General features: G+C 63.2%; 14 protein-coding genes. 1 reads left to right on the top strand and 13 read right to left on the bottom strand.

Annotated features, from left to right (window positions below; all coding sequences use genetic code 11):
• The first annotated feature begins 126 nt into the window (after positions 1-126).
• Positions 127-1,287: a lytic murein transglycosylase B gene (mltB, locus tag P0D87_RS25940; RefSeq protein ID WP_053858591.1), complete on the top strand. Its 1,161-nt coding sequence runs from the start codon at positions 127-129 to the stop codon at positions 1,285-1,287.
• Between the two features lie 133 nt (positions 1,288-1,420).
• On the opposite strand, the gene cysM is transcribed toward mltB, so the two are convergent.
• The 13 genes from cysM to hisC all read right to left on the bottom strand — a co-directional run bounded on the left by cysM (position 1,421) and on the right by hisC (position 15,033).
• Complete coding sequence (cysM, locus tag P0D87_RS25945; protein ID WP_006050262.1) at positions 1,421-2,323, bottom strand: cysteine synthase CysM; 903 nt, start codon at positions 2,321-2,323, stop codon at positions 1,421-1,423.
• A gap of 259 nt (positions 2,324-2,582) precedes the next feature.
• Positions 2,583-2,948 (bottom strand): ComEA family DNA-binding protein, encoded by a 366-nt coding sequence (locus tag P0D87_RS25950; RefSeq protein ID WP_053858592.1) that lies wholly within the window; start codon positions 2,946-2,948, stop codon positions 2,583-2,585.
• A gap of 76 nt (positions 2,949-3,024) precedes the next feature.
• Positions 3,025-4,017, bottom strand: coding sequence for an ADP-glyceromanno-heptose 6-epimerase (rfaD, locus tag P0D87_RS25955; protein ID WP_029967897.1), 993 nt, complete (start codon positions 4,015-4,017; stop codon positions 3,025-3,027).
• Positions 4,018-4,158: 141 nt separating this feature from the next.
• Complete coding sequence (rfaE1, locus tag P0D87_RS25960) at positions 4,159-5,172, bottom strand: D-glycero-beta-D-manno-heptose-7-phosphate kinase (RefSeq protein ID WP_006050259.1); 1,014 nt, start codon at positions 5,170-5,172, stop codon at positions 4,159-4,161.
• The gene (locus P0D87_RS25965) at positions 5,138-6,541 is read right to left on the bottom strand and encodes a UDP-glucose dehydrogenase family protein (protein WP_029967901.1); all 1,404 of its coding nucleotides are present in this window, start codon (positions 6,539-6,541) and stop codon (positions 5,138-5,140) included. The genes rfaE1 and P0D87_RS25965 overlap by 35 nt, the downstream gene beginning before the upstream one ends.
• Positions 6,542-6,609: 68 nt before the next feature.
• The gene (gene lapB, locus P0D87_RS25970) at positions 6,610-7,785 is read right to left on the bottom strand and encodes a lipopolysaccharide assembly protein LapB (RefSeq protein ID WP_053858593.1); all 1,176 of its coding nucleotides are present in this window, start codon (positions 7,783-7,785) and stop codon (positions 6,610-6,612) included.
• A gap of 70 nt (positions 7,786-7,855) precedes the next feature.
• A complete protein-coding gene (locus tag P0D87_RS25975; RefSeq protein WP_029967902.1) occupies positions 7,856-8,149 on the bottom strand; it encodes a LapA family protein in 294 nt (97 codons plus the stop codon).
• A gap of 382 nt (positions 8,150-8,531) precedes the next feature.
• The gene (locus tag P0D87_RS25980) at positions 8,532-8,855 is read right to left on the bottom strand and encodes an integration host factor subunit beta (RefSeq protein ID WP_006050255.1); all 324 of its coding nucleotides are present in this window, start codon (positions 8,853-8,855) and stop codon (positions 8,532-8,534) included.
• A gap of 94 nt (positions 8,856-8,949) precedes the next feature.
• Complete coding sequence (gene rpsA / locus P0D87_RS25985) at positions 8,950-10,683, bottom strand: 30S ribosomal protein S1 (RefSeq protein ID WP_006050254.1); 1,734 nt, start codon at positions 10,681-10,683, stop codon at positions 8,950-8,952.
• Positions 10,684-10,871: 188 nt separating this feature from the next.
• Positions 10,872-11,555 carry a (d)CMP kinase gene (cmk, locus tag P0D87_RS25990; RefSeq protein ID WP_006050253.1) on the bottom strand — a complete coding sequence of 228 codons (684 nt, stop codon included), beginning with the start codon at positions 11,553-11,555 and terminating at the stop codon, positions 10,872-10,874.
• 34 nt (positions 11,556-11,589) lie between these two features.
• Complete coding sequence (aroA, locus tag P0D87_RS25995) at positions 11,590-12,894, bottom strand: 3-phosphoshikimate 1-carboxyvinyltransferase (protein ID WP_006050252.1); 1,305 nt, start codon at positions 12,892-12,894, stop codon at positions 11,590-11,592.
• Between the two features lie 33 nt (positions 12,895-12,927).
• Positions 12,928-13,869 carry a prephenate dehydrogenase gene (locus tag P0D87_RS26000; RefSeq protein WP_053858594.1) on the bottom strand — a complete coding sequence of 314 codons (942 nt, stop codon included), beginning with the start codon at positions 13,867-13,869 and terminating at the stop codon, positions 12,928-12,930.
• A 51-nt stretch (positions 13,870-13,920) separates the two neighbouring features.
• On the bottom strand, positions 13,921-15,033 hold the full coding sequence (hisC, locus tag P0D87_RS26005) for a histidinol-phosphate transaminase (protein WP_408637076.1): 1,113 nt from the start codon (positions 15,031-15,033) through the stop codon (positions 13,921-13,923).
• Between the last annotated feature and the right edge of the window lie 17 nt (positions 15,034-15,050).

A 15,050-nucleotide genomic window follows, 5' to 3' on the forward strand; every position in this document is an offset into this window, starting at 1 on the left:
TTTTCCTCCCGTCTTTGTCCTTTCGCTCTGCGCCCCCAGCTCACTATGACCGTCAAGCTTGCTCTGTCTGCACGAAACCGGCTCAGCATCCGAACCATCGCCGCCGCACTCTCCACCGCATCGTGCATGTTCATGGCAACCACTCCGGCTCTCGCGCAGAGCACCGGCAAAAAACCGCCCGTACTTGTCGCTCAGGCGCAGCCGCAAACCGCCGTTCCGCAAGGGCAAACGTTTGAGGAAGAAATTATTCCGCAGCGTTACGCGAACAACGCGAATGTCGATGCGTTCATCAACGACATGGCGGCGCGCTACGATTTCGACGAAGCGGCGCTGCATTCGCTGTTCGCCGGCGTCAGCTATTCGGCGACCGCGGTGAAGCTGGTCACGCCGTCGCCGTCGGCCGCGGTGAAAAACTGGCGCGTGTACCAGTCGCGCTTTCTCGATCAGATCCGCATCAATGCCGGCATCCGTTTCTGGCGCGCGAATCGGGCCACGCTGCAGCGCGCGTATGAAGAGTTCGGCGTGCCGCCGGAAGTGATCGTCGGCATTCTCGGCGTGGAGACGATTTACGGGCGTTTCATGGGCAACTTCCGCGTGCTCGACGCACTGACCACGCTCAGTTTCGATTACCCGAATACACCGAATCGCGCGGACCGCCAGGCGACCTTCCGCAAGAATCTCGAAGACTACCTGGTGTGGACGCGCGATTCGCAGATCGATCCGAGCACGGTGCTCGGCTCGTACACCGGCGCGATCGGCATTCCGCAATTTCTGCCGAGCAGCATCGTGCAGTATGCGGTCAGCTACGATGGCCACAAGGACATCGACCTGCGCACGAGCCAGGCCGATGCAATCGGCAGCGTCGCCAACTATCTGCGCAAGAACGGCTGGGAGAACGGCCGGCCGGTCGTGTGGAAGATCGGTAGCGATGCGGGCAGCCTCGGCGTCGCGCAAGCGGCCGCCGACGGCGCGCCGGAACCGCATTGGCCGCTCGACCAGTTGTTGCGCGCCGGGCTCGTGCTCAATGAGCCGAACGTGAATATCTCTTCCGAAGTGGCAACGCCGGTTACGGTGGTCGACCTGCCCTCGCCGGGACGCGGCACGGAATACATGCTGGGCCTGAGGAACTTCTATGTGCTGACGCGCTATAACCGCAGCTTCTTTTATGCGCTCGCGGTTTATCAGTTGGGGCAGCGCATCAAGTCGCAGATGGAGGCGAGCGACGGCGGCAATTCCAACGGCAATTCCGTCGATAACGCGGCGCCGGCGAGCGACGCTTCGCAATGACACCATGCAACGCGAGGCGCGCTGTCGGATCGCTTCGCATGTGATGTGATGGAAAAGAAAAAAGCGCCGGCAGGCGCTTTTTTCTTTGTCCGCAAGCAGCAAGGCTGCCAACAGCCGCACCCGTATTGCCGCCTTACGCCGGAAACACGCCCGTCGACAAATAACGGTCGCCGCGATCGCAGACGATAAACACGATGGTCGCGTTCTCGACTTGCCGCGCGACGCGCAACGCGACTTCACATGCGCCGCCCGACGAAATGCCCGCGAATATCCCTTCCACCGATGCAAGACGCCGGGCCATTGCCTCGGCTGCCGCCTGGCTCACGTTCTCGACGCGATCCACGCGGCTGCGGTCGAAAATTTTCGGCAGATACGCTTCCGGCCATTTGCGGATGCCTGGAATGCGCGAACCTTCCTCCGGCTGCGCGCCGATAATCTCGATTGCCTGGTTCTGCTGCTTCAGATACGTGGACACGCCCATGATCGTGCCGGTCGTCCCCATCGACGAAACGAAGTGGGTGATGCGCCCTTCGGTATCGCGCCAGATTTCGGGGCCCGTGCCTTCGACGTGCGACGCCGGATTGTCCGGGTTCGCGAACTGATCGAGGATGATGCCCTTGCCGTCGCGCTGCATCTGTTCGGCGAGATCGCGCGCGTACTCCATGCCGCCCGTGACCGGCGTGAGGATGATTTGCGCGCCATACGCGGCCATGCTCTGACGGCGCTCCACCGACAGGTCTTCCGGCATGATCAGCACCATCTTGTAGCCGCGGATCGCCGCGGCCATCGCGAGTGCGATGCCGGTGTTGCCGCTCGTCGATTCGATCAGCGTGTCGCCCGGTTTGATACGGCCGCGCGCTTCCGCTTTCTTGATCATCGACAACGCCGGGCGGTCCTTCACCGAGCCGGCGGGATTGTTGCCCTCGAGCTTGGCGAGCACCACGTTATTGCGGCTGCGGATCTCGTCGTCGGTGAGCCGGACGAGTTGCACGAGCGGCGTATTGCCGATCGTGTCTTCAATCGTTTTGTAAGCCATATCGGTTCAGGTGCTGTCGATGCGCGGAGTCTCAATCCATTGATTCTAAACCACGGTGCCCGCCGCTGCCGCGCGGCCCTTCTCGCCGCATGGATGCACGCAGCGCCCACGCAAAAAACCCGCGGCTGAGTACCGCGGGAGCCAGTCATGCGAATGACAGCTTAAGGAGCGGCGTTGCCGGCTCCGACCATGAAGGACAACGATGGCGAATCGCGCGCGGCTACACACGCCGCGCGCGAGCCCGCGTCAGGCTGTCAGACTATTTCTTCACCGCCACGGTAGCGCCGCCTTTCGGCGTATTGGCCGCAACGGCCGCGCCCTTGCTCTGTGAAGACGCCGCAACCTGCGGGCCAGCAGCCGCGCCAGCCGGACCGACAGCGAGACCCTCCGCCTGCAGGCGCTCGACGGTATGCCCGCCCATGCCCTTGACGCGCTTGCCGAGGTCGGTCGGGTCCTTGAACGGACCATGTGCGGCGCGCTCTTCGAGAATGGCTTTCGCTTTGGCAGGACCAATGCCTTTGACGCCGCGCAGCGCGTCCTCGTTAGCCGTGTTGACGTCAACCGACGCATACGCGTGGCCGAAAGCGGCGAGCATTGCTGCGGTAACCAGAATTTTTCGAAACATATGGAATCTCCCTTGTACAACCGGTTGGCGACATCACCAACCGGGAGATTCCAGTTTAAACAGGTATCCGAACTATTTACACCTGGCCGAATAGCCAACGTACGTATCGGTCGACACCTTCCTGCACGCTCAGAAACGGCGCATCGTAGCCAGCCGCGCGCAGCTTCGACTGATCCGCCTGCGTGAAGCACTGATACTTGCCGCGCAATGCGTCGGGGAAGGGAATGTATTCGATCAGGCCGCGCTGCACCTGGTCGGCGAGCGACAGCGGCGGCTCGTTGTTCAGCGCGCGCAGGGTATTAACGACCGTGCTCGCGATGTCGTTGAACGGCTGCGCGCGTCCGCTGCCCAGATTGAAGATGCCCGATTTGTCCGGGTGGTCGAAGAAGAACAGGTTCACCTTGACCACGTCTTCCACCGAGACGAAATCGCGCGTCTGCTCGCCCGCGGCATAGCCGTTGTATTCGCCGAACAGCTTGACCTTGCCCTCGGCGCGGAACTGGTTGAAGTTGTGAAACGCCACCGACGCCATGCGCGCCTTATGCGTTTCGCGCGGACCGTAGACGTTGAAATAGCGAAAGCCCGCGATCTGGCTTTTCGCGGTGGGCAGCACGCGGCGGATCACCTGGTCGAACAGAAACTTCGAATAGCCGTACACGTTCAGCGGCTGCTCGACTTCGCGTTCTTCGACGAAACGGCTCGAGCCGCCATACGTTGCCGCCGACGACGCATACAGGAACTGGATGTTCTGCGCGAGGCACACGTCGAGCACGTCGCGGCTGTAGCGGAAGTTGTTGTCCATCATGTAGCGGCCGTCGGTTTCCATCGTGTCCGAACAGGCGCCTTCGTGGAAGATCGCGCGCACTTTGCCGAAGTCGCCGCGCTTGAAGCGCTCGACGAATTCGGTCTTATCCAGATAGTCGTCGATTTCGCAGTCGACCAGATTCTTGAACTTGTCGGCGCGCGTCAGATTGTCGACGGCGATGATGCGTTGTTCGCCGCGCTCGTTGAGCGCTTTCACGAGGTTGCTGCCGATAAAGCCGGCCGCGCCGGTGACGATGAGAGTCATGATGGTCCCGCGGTAATGAGCCTTGTGTAGGATCGAAGCGGGCGACGAGACGCCGGCTTCGATCGGCAGGTCTGGTTGGCGTTCCGCCGATCCTCGCTGCGCGCTGCCGTCGGCTTGCGGCGCAGGATCGGGCGGGCCGCGTCAGTGAAAGAGTTCGTCGTAGTCGACGGTGGCCGTGCCTAGTTTACCGACCACGATGCCGGCTGCGCGATTGGCGAGACCGACTGCTTCGACCAGCGTGAGACCCGCGCCCAGCATGGCCGCGAGCGTCGCGATCACGGTGTCGCCCGCGCCCGAAACATCATACACTTCGCGCGCGACGGCCGATGCGTGCAGGATGCCGTCGTCGGAGAAGAGCGTCATGCCTTCTTCCGAACGCGTGAGCAACAGCGCCTTGAACTGCAGATCCGCGCGCAGTTTGTTCACGCGCTCGATCAGGTCTTCTTCGGACTTCCACTGGCCGACCACCTCGCGCAACTCCGCGCGATTCGGCGTGATGAGCGTGGCGCCGCGATAACGCTCCCAGTCGTCGCCCTTCGGATCGACCAGCACAGGCTTGCCCGCGGCATGCGCTCTGGCGATCATCTGCGTGACGTGCGTGAGCCCGCCCTTCGCGTAATCGGACATCAGGATCACGTCGTGCGCGGGCAGCAATTCGTCGAAGCGCGCGAGGCTTGCAAGCAGCACCTCGTGCGCCGGCGAGTTCTCGAAATCGACACGCAGCAACTGCTGTTGACGCGACAGCACGCGCAGCTTGATCGTCGTGAGCAGCGCGGGGTCGCGTTCCAGATGCGGATTCACGCCGCTCTCGCCGAGCAACTGCACGATGCGCTCGCCGGGCTCGTCGTGTCCGACGACGCACAGCAGGCCCGCTTGCGCGCCGAGCGCCGCCGCATTGCGCGCGACGTTGGCCGCGCCGCCGAGGCGGTCTTCCTGGCGCTGCACGTGGACGACCGGCACCGGTGCTTCCGGCGAAATGCGGTTGACGTCGCCGAACCAGTAGCGATCGAGCATCACGTCGCCGACGACAAGCACGCGCGCGGCCGCGAGTTGCGCGCGCGGCACCACCGTCAGTGCCGGCGACGGCGACGGCGATGGTGTGATGGAGCCGGGCCGCGCCTCAGACATCGGTCGCAAGTTCAGTGGGTTGGGCATAGGGGCGTCCAATCGAGTGATAGTCGATGCCGAGTTCGTTCATCGCATCCGGCTCGTACAGATTGCGGCCGTCGAAAATGACCGGCGACTTCAGCACCGATTTCAGATGCACGAAGTCCGGGCTCTTGAACTCCTTCCATTCGGTGACGACCACAAGCGCATCGGCGTTCGTGAGCGTTTCGTCCTGCGTGCTCGTGAACGTGAGACGCGCGAGCTGGTCGGGCGCGTCGTGCAGATCCATCGCGAAGACGCGGCGGGCTTCGGTCACGGCCACCGGATCGTACGCGCGCACCTGCGCGCCGCGCGCGAGAAGCTCGGCGATCACGCGACGGCTCGGCGCTTCGCGCATGTCGTCGGTATTCGGCTTGAACGCGAGGCCCCAGACGGCGAACGTGCGGCCGGCCAGATCGTTGCCCCACTTGTGCGTGATCTTCTGCACGAGCACGTCTTTCTGCTTGTCGTTCACTTCCTCGACGGCTTCGAGAATGCGCAGATTGTGGCCCTCTTCGCTCGCGGTGCGGATCAACGCCTGCACGTCTTTCGGGAAGCACGAGCCGCCGTAGCCGCAGCCGGCGTACAGAAAGTGATAGCCGATACGCGGATCGGAGCCGATGCCGCGGCGCACCGCCTCGATGTCGGCGCCGACGCGGTCCGCGAGATTCGACATTTCGTTCATGAACGAGATGCGCGTGGCCAGCATCGCGTTGGCCGCGTATTTCGTGAATTCGGCCGAGCGCACGTCCATGTAGAGCGTGCGTTCGTGGTTGCGGTTAAACGGCGCGTAGAGGCGCTTCATCAGTTCGCGCGCGCGCTGGCCGGCCTGGTCTTCGTCGCTGCCGAGCACGATGCGGTCGGGCCGCATGAAGTCGTCCACCGCCGCGCCTTCCTTCAGAAACTCGGGATTCGACACGACCGAGAAGCGATGCTTTTCGCTGCCCGCGAGCCCGCGCTTCGCGAGCTCTTCTTCGACGACCGCGCGCACGCGCTGCGCGGTGCCGACCGGCACCGTCGACTTATCGACGATCACCTTGAAGCCGTTCATCGTGCGGCCGATATTGCGCGCCGCTTCGAGCACGTATTGCAGATCCGCCGAGCCGTCTTCGTCGGGCGGCGTGCCTACCGCGATGAACTGCACGTCGCCGTGTGCGACGCTCGCCTCGATGTCCGTCGAAAACGTGATGCGCCCGGCCGCGCGCGTGCGCGCGATGATTTCCTGCAGGCCCGGCTCGTGGATCGGCACGCCGCCGTTGTTGAGGATTTCGATCTTGCGCGGATCGACGTCGAGACAGAAGACGTCGTTGCCGATTTCAGCGAGACATGCGCCCGTGACGAGGCCCACATAGCCAGTGCCGATAATGGTGATTTTCATACGCTTTCCGGTTGAAAGTTCCGGTGATGATTCCGGTCATGAACACGCTGCCGAAGCCGCGGGCGACCTCAGTTCGACGCAGTGATCGGCTCGACCCGGCGCGGCGCGTAGGTTTCCCAACCGCTGCAGCCGGGACACTGCCAGTAGAAAAGCCGCGCCCTGAAACCGCAATTCTGGCACGTATAGCGCGGCAGATTTTTCGTGCGCTGGCGGATCAGCGTGCGCATCAGTTCGAGCTCGCTGCGCCGCGGCTCTTCCGCGACGGCCTGCTGCGCCTCGAGCAGGCGCGTCATGCCGGCGAGATTCGGCGACTTCTGCATCTGCGAACGGGCCAGCGCGTGGGCGGCGTCCGGCCCGCGCAACGACGCGACGTGCTGATAGGCGACGTCGAGCAGATCGTTGCTCGGATAGCGGTCGACCCACGTGGTCAGCAGATCGGCGCCTTCCTGCGCGCGGCCGAGCGCTTCATAGGCCTTCATCAGCTTTTCGGCGACGAGCGGCAGATACGCCGAATTCTGCTCCTCGACGCGCCGCCATTGCGCGATCGCGGCTTCCTGCGCGCCGCCGGCTGCGTCGACATCGCCGAACAGGATCGTGGCGCGCACGTTGCCGGGGTTCGCCTTCAGCGCGAAGCCGAGTTGACGGCGCGCTTCGTCGGGCTTCTGGTGTTGCAGCGCTTCCTGCGCGAGCTCGCAATGGAACTGCGCGATTTCCTTGTCCAGCGACTCCGCGCCCATCGTTTCGAGATGCCGGGCGGTGTCGATCGACTTGATCCAGTCCTTCTCGATTTCGTAGATGGTGAGGAGCGCACGCTGCGCGCCCAACGCGTAGTCGCCGGTTTCGAGCGAACGGAAGGTTTCTTCCGCGCGGTCCAGCAGACCGGCCTTCAGGAAGTCCTGCCCGAGTTCGAACAGCGCGTGATCGCGCTCACTGACCGGCAGATCGGCGCGGCTGAGAAGATTCTGATGCACGCGTATCGCGCGATCCGTCTCGCCGCGGCGGCGGAACAGGTTGCCGAGCGCGAAATGCAATTCGACGGTTTCGGGATCGAGCTTGACGACTTCGATAAACGCGTCGATTGCCTGGTCCGGCTGCTCGTTGAGCAGGAAATTGAGGCCGCGGAAATAGGAACGCGGCAGATTGGCGCTTTCTGACAGCAGCGTCTTGAGGTCGTAGCGCGCAGCCATCCAGCCGAACGCGAAAGCGACGGGAATGACGAGCAGCCACCAGAAGTCTAGATCCATGCGATGAATGCAAATGAGCCGGAAGGCGGGAACGGGATGCCGCGCAAGGGGCGCGCGGCGAACGGCACAATCAGATCAACGGCGGCATGGGCGGCTGTTCGACAACCACCGGCGCCTCGCGAGCCACCCGCAACTCGCGCTTCAAGCGGCCGTTTTCCATGCGAAGGCGGACCACGGCCGGCATCGACGAAACGAGGCCGGCGACAAGCCCGACCGCGAAAAACGCGAGGCCGATCAGGATGAGCGGTGCCGACCAGGCGTAACCCGCGAGGAAATTCAGCGTAGCGGGTTGTGTATTGGAGAGTGCGAGCACCAGCAGCAGCACGAACACCAGTACACGGATCAGCCAGACGATAAATTTCATGAATAGATCTCTTGACGGCAGTTGCGGGGTGACGCCGGCCTGATGACGCGTCGCGCCACGGTGTTTGCCCGCGCCGAAGTGACCCGTATTGTAATTGAAGCCCTCGCGGCTGGGCAGGAACTGGCGGATCGCGGGCTTACAGAATGTGCCGGCGAAACGCGATGCGAAATGCGGCTGGGAGCGGGACAGGAAGCTGGAGTAAAAGCGCGGCTCGCCGAGAGCGCGGTTTCGAGCGCGACTGATAGCACGGCTCGGGGCGCCGTTAGTGGAGTACATGCCTGCGTGTCGACAAAGCGCACGGGCGAAAAAAAAGCGCCTAAAGGCGCTTTTTCTGGTCTTTTGCCGACCGCTGCAGAGTGCATACCGCGCACAGAGCGGTCTTTTACAGATCGTCATCCGGCTCTTCGGCCTTCAACGGCTCGCCCGCACGACGATCGACCCGCTCACGCAACTCCTTGCCCGGCTTGAAATGCGGTACGTACTTCTCAGGCACCAGCACTTTTTCGCCCGACTTCGGATTGCGCCCGACGCGGGAAGGACGGCGGTTCAGGCCAAAGCTGCCGAAACCTCGAATTTCGATGCGGTGACCTTTGGCAAGCGCCTCAGACATCGCATCGAGCATCGTCTTGACCGCGAAATCCGCATCTTTCAATACAAGTTGCGGAAAACGCGTAGCCAGTTGGGCGACCAATTCCGATTTGGTCATACTGCAGCAGACCTCTCAAGAAAACGCCGAGCCACCCCCAAGACTTCCCCGTTGGGGAACCTGCCGCGAACGGCAGGCTGGGGGCGTTCCTCAATTACTGGTTCTGGCCGTCGAGCTTGGCCTTCAGCAGCGCGCCGAGGTTCGTCGTGCCGGTAGCAGCCGCGCTGGAATCCGACGAAGCCAGGCCGCGGATCGCTTCCTGTTGCTCAGCCGAGTCCTTCGCCTTGATCGACAGGTTGATGCCACGCGACTTGCGATCGATGTTGATGATCATCGCGTTGACCTTGTCGCCTTCCTTCAGCACGTTGCGAGCATCTTCCACGCGGTCTTGTGCGATTTCGGAAGCGCGCAGGTAGCCTTCGACTTCCGTCGACAACTGAACCACTGCACCCTTCGCGTCCACCGTCTTGACCACGCCGTCGACGATCGAACCCTTGTCGTTCATTGCAACGAAGTTGCTGAACGGGTCGCCTTCGAGCTGCTTGATACCCAGCGAAATGCGTTCCTTCTCGACGTCGATGCCGAGAACAATCGCTTCCACTTCGTCGCCCTTCTTGTACTTGCGAACGGCTTCTTCGCCCGTTTCCGACCACGACAGGTCCGACAGGTGAACCAGACCGTCGATGCCGCCCGGCAGACCGATGAAGACGCCGAAGTCGGTGATCGACTTGATTGCGCCTTGCAGCTTGTCGCCCTTCTTGAAGTTGCGGCTGAAGTCGTCCCACGGGTTCGGCTTGCACTGCTTCATGCCGAGGCTGATACGGCGGCGGTCTTCGTCGATTTCGAGAACCATGACTTCGACTTCGTCGCCCAGCTGCACAACCTTCGACGGTGCAACGTTCTTGTTCGTCCAGTCCATTTCCGACACGTGGACGAGGCCTTCGATGCCCGATTCCACTTCGACGAATGCGCCGTAGTCGGTGATGTTGGTGACCTTACCGAACAGACGCGTGCCCGACGGGTAACGGCGCGAGATGCCTTCCCACGGATCGTCGCCCAGTTGCTTGATACCGAGCGAAACGCGGTTCTTCTCCTGGTCGAACTTGAGGATCTTCGCGGTGACTTCCTGGCCAACCGACAGCACTTCGCTCGGGTGACGCACGCGACGCCATGCGATGTCGGTGATGTGCAGCAGGCCGTCGATACCGCCGAGGTCCACGAACGCGCCGTAGTCGGTGATGTTCTTCACCACGCCTTCCACGATCGCGCCTTCCTTCAGCGTTTCGAGCAGCTTCGCGCGCTCTTCGCCCTGGGTTGCTTCGATCACGGCGCGGCGCGACAGCACGACGTTGTTACGCTTGCGGTCGAGCTTGATGACGCGGAATTCCAGCGTCTTGCCTTCGTACGGGGTCGTGTCCTTGACCGGACGCGTGTCGACCAGCGAACCCGGCAGGAACGCGCGGATGCCGTTGACCATCACGGTCATGCCGCCCTTGACCTTGCCCGTGATCGTGCCGGTCACGAGTTCGTTGTTGTCGAGAGCCTTTTCCAGCGACAGCCACGAAGCCAGACGCTTCGCCTTGTCGCGCGACAGGATCGTGTCGCCATAGCCGTTTTCCAGCGCGTCGATCGCGACGGAAACGAAGTCGCCCGCCTGCACTTCTACCTCGCCCGCGTCGTTCAGGAACTCTTCGAGCGGGATGTAGGCTTCGGACTTGAGACCAGCGTTGACGACCACGAAGTTGTGGTCGACACGCACGACTTCGGCGGAGATCACTTCGCCGGCGCGCATGTCTTGCTTGGTCAGCGACTCTTCGAACAGAGCCGCAAAAGATTCGGTATTCGGGGTAGAGGTTTGCAGGTCGGACATAAAAATCGAAATTTGCATGGTTCTCGCGCTGCCCGGCTGGCCGGACGGTCAGCAACTACGGCAAGAATGCGAATGCCACGCGGGGTTAAAGGGTTAATACAACGCTTCGCGACCATCGCGAAGCACCAGCAATCAATGAAACTACGACCGCGGCCGCCTGTTCGGCGAGAGCCATGCTTCATGGCAGCCATGCGTCAGGCAATCAATCACGCATGGACCAGGGCTTCGTACCATTGCACCACCTGCTCGACCGCCTGATCGACCGACAAGGCGGACGTGTCGAGCAGTTTTGCATCCGCTGCGGGCTTAAGCGGCGCGGCTGAGCGCTGACTGTCGCGCTCGTCACGCTCGCGCAAATCCCGGAGCAAGTCATCAATATTAGCAGAAAAGCCTTTTTGTATCAATTGCTTATGCCGCCGCGCCGCGCGGGCCTCCACGCTGGCGGTCATGAACACCTTCAGAACGGCGTCCTGGAAGATGACGGTGCCCATGTCGCGACCGTCCGCGACCAGCCCCGGTTCCTTACGAAAAGCCCGTTGGCGCGCCACCAGCGCGGCGCGCACCGGCGCGTGCACGGCGATCGCCGACGCGCGGCTGCCGACTTCCTCCGCGCGAATTTCCGCCGAGACGTCGACGCCGTCCAGTTGCGCCAAACCCTCGCGAAACGTGATATGCAGGTCGTCGATCAGCTTTACAAGCGCGTCGACGTCGTCTGCCGCGACGTTGTAGCGGATGCTCGCGAGCGCCGCGAGCCGGTACAGCGCGCCGCTGTCGAGCAGGTGAAAGCCGAGGCTCGCGGCGACCAGCGCGGCCACGGTGCCTTTGCCGGAGGCACTGGGGCCGTCGATTGTAATGACGGGCGTCTGGTGAAAGGGACGGATCGGTTTCATCGAAAAGGTCGCACGTCAGGCGATTCGTAGCGAATCAAGGGTGAGTGAGCGCGGTGAAGCGCTCGAAATAATCGGGGAATGTCTTCGCGACGCACTTCGGGTCGTTGATCCGCACCGGCACGCCGCCCAAGCTCACGAGCGAAAAACACATCGCCATGCGGTGATCGTCGTACGTGTCGATCGACGCGTTCGGAATCAGCTTTTCAGGCGGCGTGACCATCAGGAAGTCTTCGCCCTCCTCGACTTTTGCGCCGACCTTGCGAAGTTCGGTCGCCATGGCCGCGATCCGGTCGGTCTCTTTCACGCGCCAGCTCGCGATGTTGCGCAGCGTGGTCGTGCCGTCGGCGAACAGCGCGGCGACCGCGATGGTCATCGCGGCGTCCGGAATCAGGTTGAAATCCATGTCGATCGGGTCGAGCTTGCCGTGGTCGGTGCCGACGCCGCGCACTTCGATCCAGTCGTCGCCCATTTGCAGGTTCGCGCCCATTCTGATGAGCGCGTCCGCGAAGCCGACGTCGCCCTGAATGCTCGAACGGCCGACGCCTTCCACTTTCACCGGCCCGCCGCCGAGCGCCCCGGCCGCGAGCAGATACGACGCCGACGACGCATCGCCTTCCACCATGATCGTGCCCGGCGACTGATAGCGCTGCCCTGCCGGCACGACGAACTGATGCCAGCCATTGCGCTCGACGTCGATCCCGAAGCGCGCCATCAGCTTGATCGTGATCTCGATATAGGGCTTCGAGATGAGTTCGCCGTCCACCTGAACCGTGGTCACGCCGCTTGCGGTGCGCACGAGCGGCAGCGTCATCAGAAGCGACGTGAGGAATTGACTCGAGACGTCGCCCCGCACGCGGATCGGCGCCTCGGCGGAAATCTGCCCGGGGCGGATGCGCAGCGGCGGATAGCCCTCGTTTTCCTCGTAGTCGATTCTCGCGCCGATCTGCCGCAGCCCGTCGACGAGATCGCCGATCGGCCGCTCGTGCATGCGCGGCACGCCGTGGATGCGGTAATTGCCGCCATTCACGGCGAGCGCCGCCGTCAGCGGGCGAACCGCCGTGCCGGCGTTGCCGAGAAAGAGGTCGGCCGTGCGCGCAGTGAACGCGCCGCGCGTGCCGGTCACGACGCACGTGTCGCCTTCGCGCTTCAGACGCACGCCGAGCTTCTCGAGCGCGTCGAGCATGACGCGCGTGTCGTCGGAATCGAGCAGGTTCGTGATCGTCGTTTCGCCTTCGGCGAGCGCGGCGAGCAGCAGCACCCGGTTCGAAATGCTTTTCGAGCCAGGCAGACGAACCGTGCCGGACGCACGAGAAAATGGTCCGAGATCGAGGAATTCCATGATTGAGTCCAGTTTCCGGTTATTTCGACGCGGCTATTTCGATGCGTCGCCTTGCGCGGCGCCGCCCGCGCGCTGTTCCTGCCACTCTGTGCGCGCCACGCGCGAGCGCGCGAATACGGCTTCGAGCGCCGCGCCGTCGCCCGCTTCAATCGCCGTGCGCAGCCGCGCGAGCACCGCCGTGTACGCGTCGAGTTCGTCGAGCAGCGCGGCGCGATTGGCGACGCAGACGTCGCGCCACATTTCGGGACTCGACGCCGCAATGCGCGTGAAGTCGCGAAAACCGCCCGCGGCAAAAGAAAACTTCAACGCGGCATCGGGCGAATTCAGAATCTGCTCGACGAGCGCGAACGACAACACATGCGGCAAATGACTGACCGACGCAAACACGCGGTCGTGCTGCTCCGGCGCCATGTCGCGCACGAGTGCGCCGGTCGCGCGCCACATCGCCGCCACACGCTCGACGGTATGCGGTGCATTTTCCGGCAACGGACACAGCACGACATTGCGGCCGACGTACAGGTCGGGCAACGCGGCCTCGACGCCGCTCGACTCGCGGCCGGCGATTGGATGCCCCGGCACGAACTGCCCAATGCGCGCGCCGAGCGCGGCACGAGCCGCGGCCACGACGTCGGACTTGGTGCTGCCGGCATCGGTCACGATGGTGTTCGCGTCGAGGAACGGCGCGATGCGTTCGAGCAGCGGCTGGGTCTGCGCGACGGGCGCCGCGAGCAGCACCAAGTCGGCGCCCGCGAGCGCGTTGCGCAACGCCGCGTCGTCGTCCAATGCGGCGGCGCCGTCGATCACGCCCAGTTCCAGCGCACGCGCGCTCGACGCAGCCGAACGGCCCACACCGATTACCGTGCGCGCCCCGTCGGCTTCGCCGCGCTCGCGCAGCGCGCGCGCAAGCGATCCGCCGATCAGGCCGACACCGAAAATCACCAGCTTGTCAAAAGAAAACGCGGCCACGTCGGTCACACAAAAAGCGCGCCTCTCATATAGACGGGCGCGCGGGTCAGAATTCGCCGCCTAGACGGTGGCGAGGGTTTTTTCGAGCGCGGCGATGAACGCTTCGTTTTCTTGCGGCAGCCCGATGGTCACGCGCAGCCACTGCGGCAAACCGTAGTTCCCGACTGGACGCACGATCACGCCCTGCTTCAGCAATTCGAGATTCACGCGATTGCCCGCCGCGTCGTCATTGCCGACGCGCACCAGCACGAAGTTGCCGTCAGACGGCACGTATTCGAGGCCGAGTTTGTCGAACGCTTCTGTCAGACGACGATAGCCCTGCGCGTTCAGCGCCGCGGTCTTTTCGAGGAACGCCTGGTCGTTGAGCGCGGCAATCGCCGCAGCTTGCGCGAGCGTGTTCACATTGAACGGCTGGCGCAGACGGTTCAACAGATCGGTCAACTCGGGCTGCGCGATCGCGAAGCCGACGCGCAAGCCTGCAAGGCCGAACGCCTTCGAGAACGTACGCGACACCAGCAGGTTCGGATATCGGCACACCCACCCGATCGAGTCGTAGCGCTTTTCTGCCGGCAGATATTCCGTGTACGCCTCGTCCAGCACCACGGCCACGTGGCGCGGCACCTTGTCGAGAAACGCTTCGAGCTTCGGACCTTCGATAAATGTGCCGGTCGGGTTATTCGGATTGGCGACGAAAATCAAACGGGTGTCGTCGGTGATCGCGGCGAGCATCGCGTCCAGATCGTGGCCGTACTTGACGGCCGGCACGACGATCGCGCGCGCGCCAAGACCCTGCGTGGCAAGCGCATAGACCGCGAACGAGTACTGCGCGTAGACAATCGCCTGGCCTTTTTCGACGAACGCGTGCGCGGCAATTTCGAGAATGTCGTTGCTGCCGTTACCCAGCGTGATCCAGTCCGACGGTACGCCGTAGCGCTCGCTCAACGCGGTCTTCAGTTCGAACGCGTTCGCATCGGGATAGCGGCCCAGCTCGCTCGCCGCCTGCGCCATCGCGCGTTGAGCCGACTCGGGCATGCCGAGCGGATTCTCGTTCGACGCCAGTTTCACGATCTTCGCTTCGTCCAGCCCGAACTCGCGCGCGACTTCCGAAATCGGCTTGCCGGCGATGTAAGGCGCTATGGCGCGCACGTAAGAAGGACCGAAGGACGTTGTCATGAAATCTCCGAACGATT

Origin of the sequence: Paraburkholderia sp. RL17-368-BIF-A (assembly GCF_046054045.1) — a bacterium.
In the GTDB taxonomy this organism is placed as follows: domain Bacteria; phylum Pseudomonadota; class Gammaproteobacteria; order Burkholderiales; family Burkholderiaceae; genus Paraburkholderia; species Paraburkholderia graminis.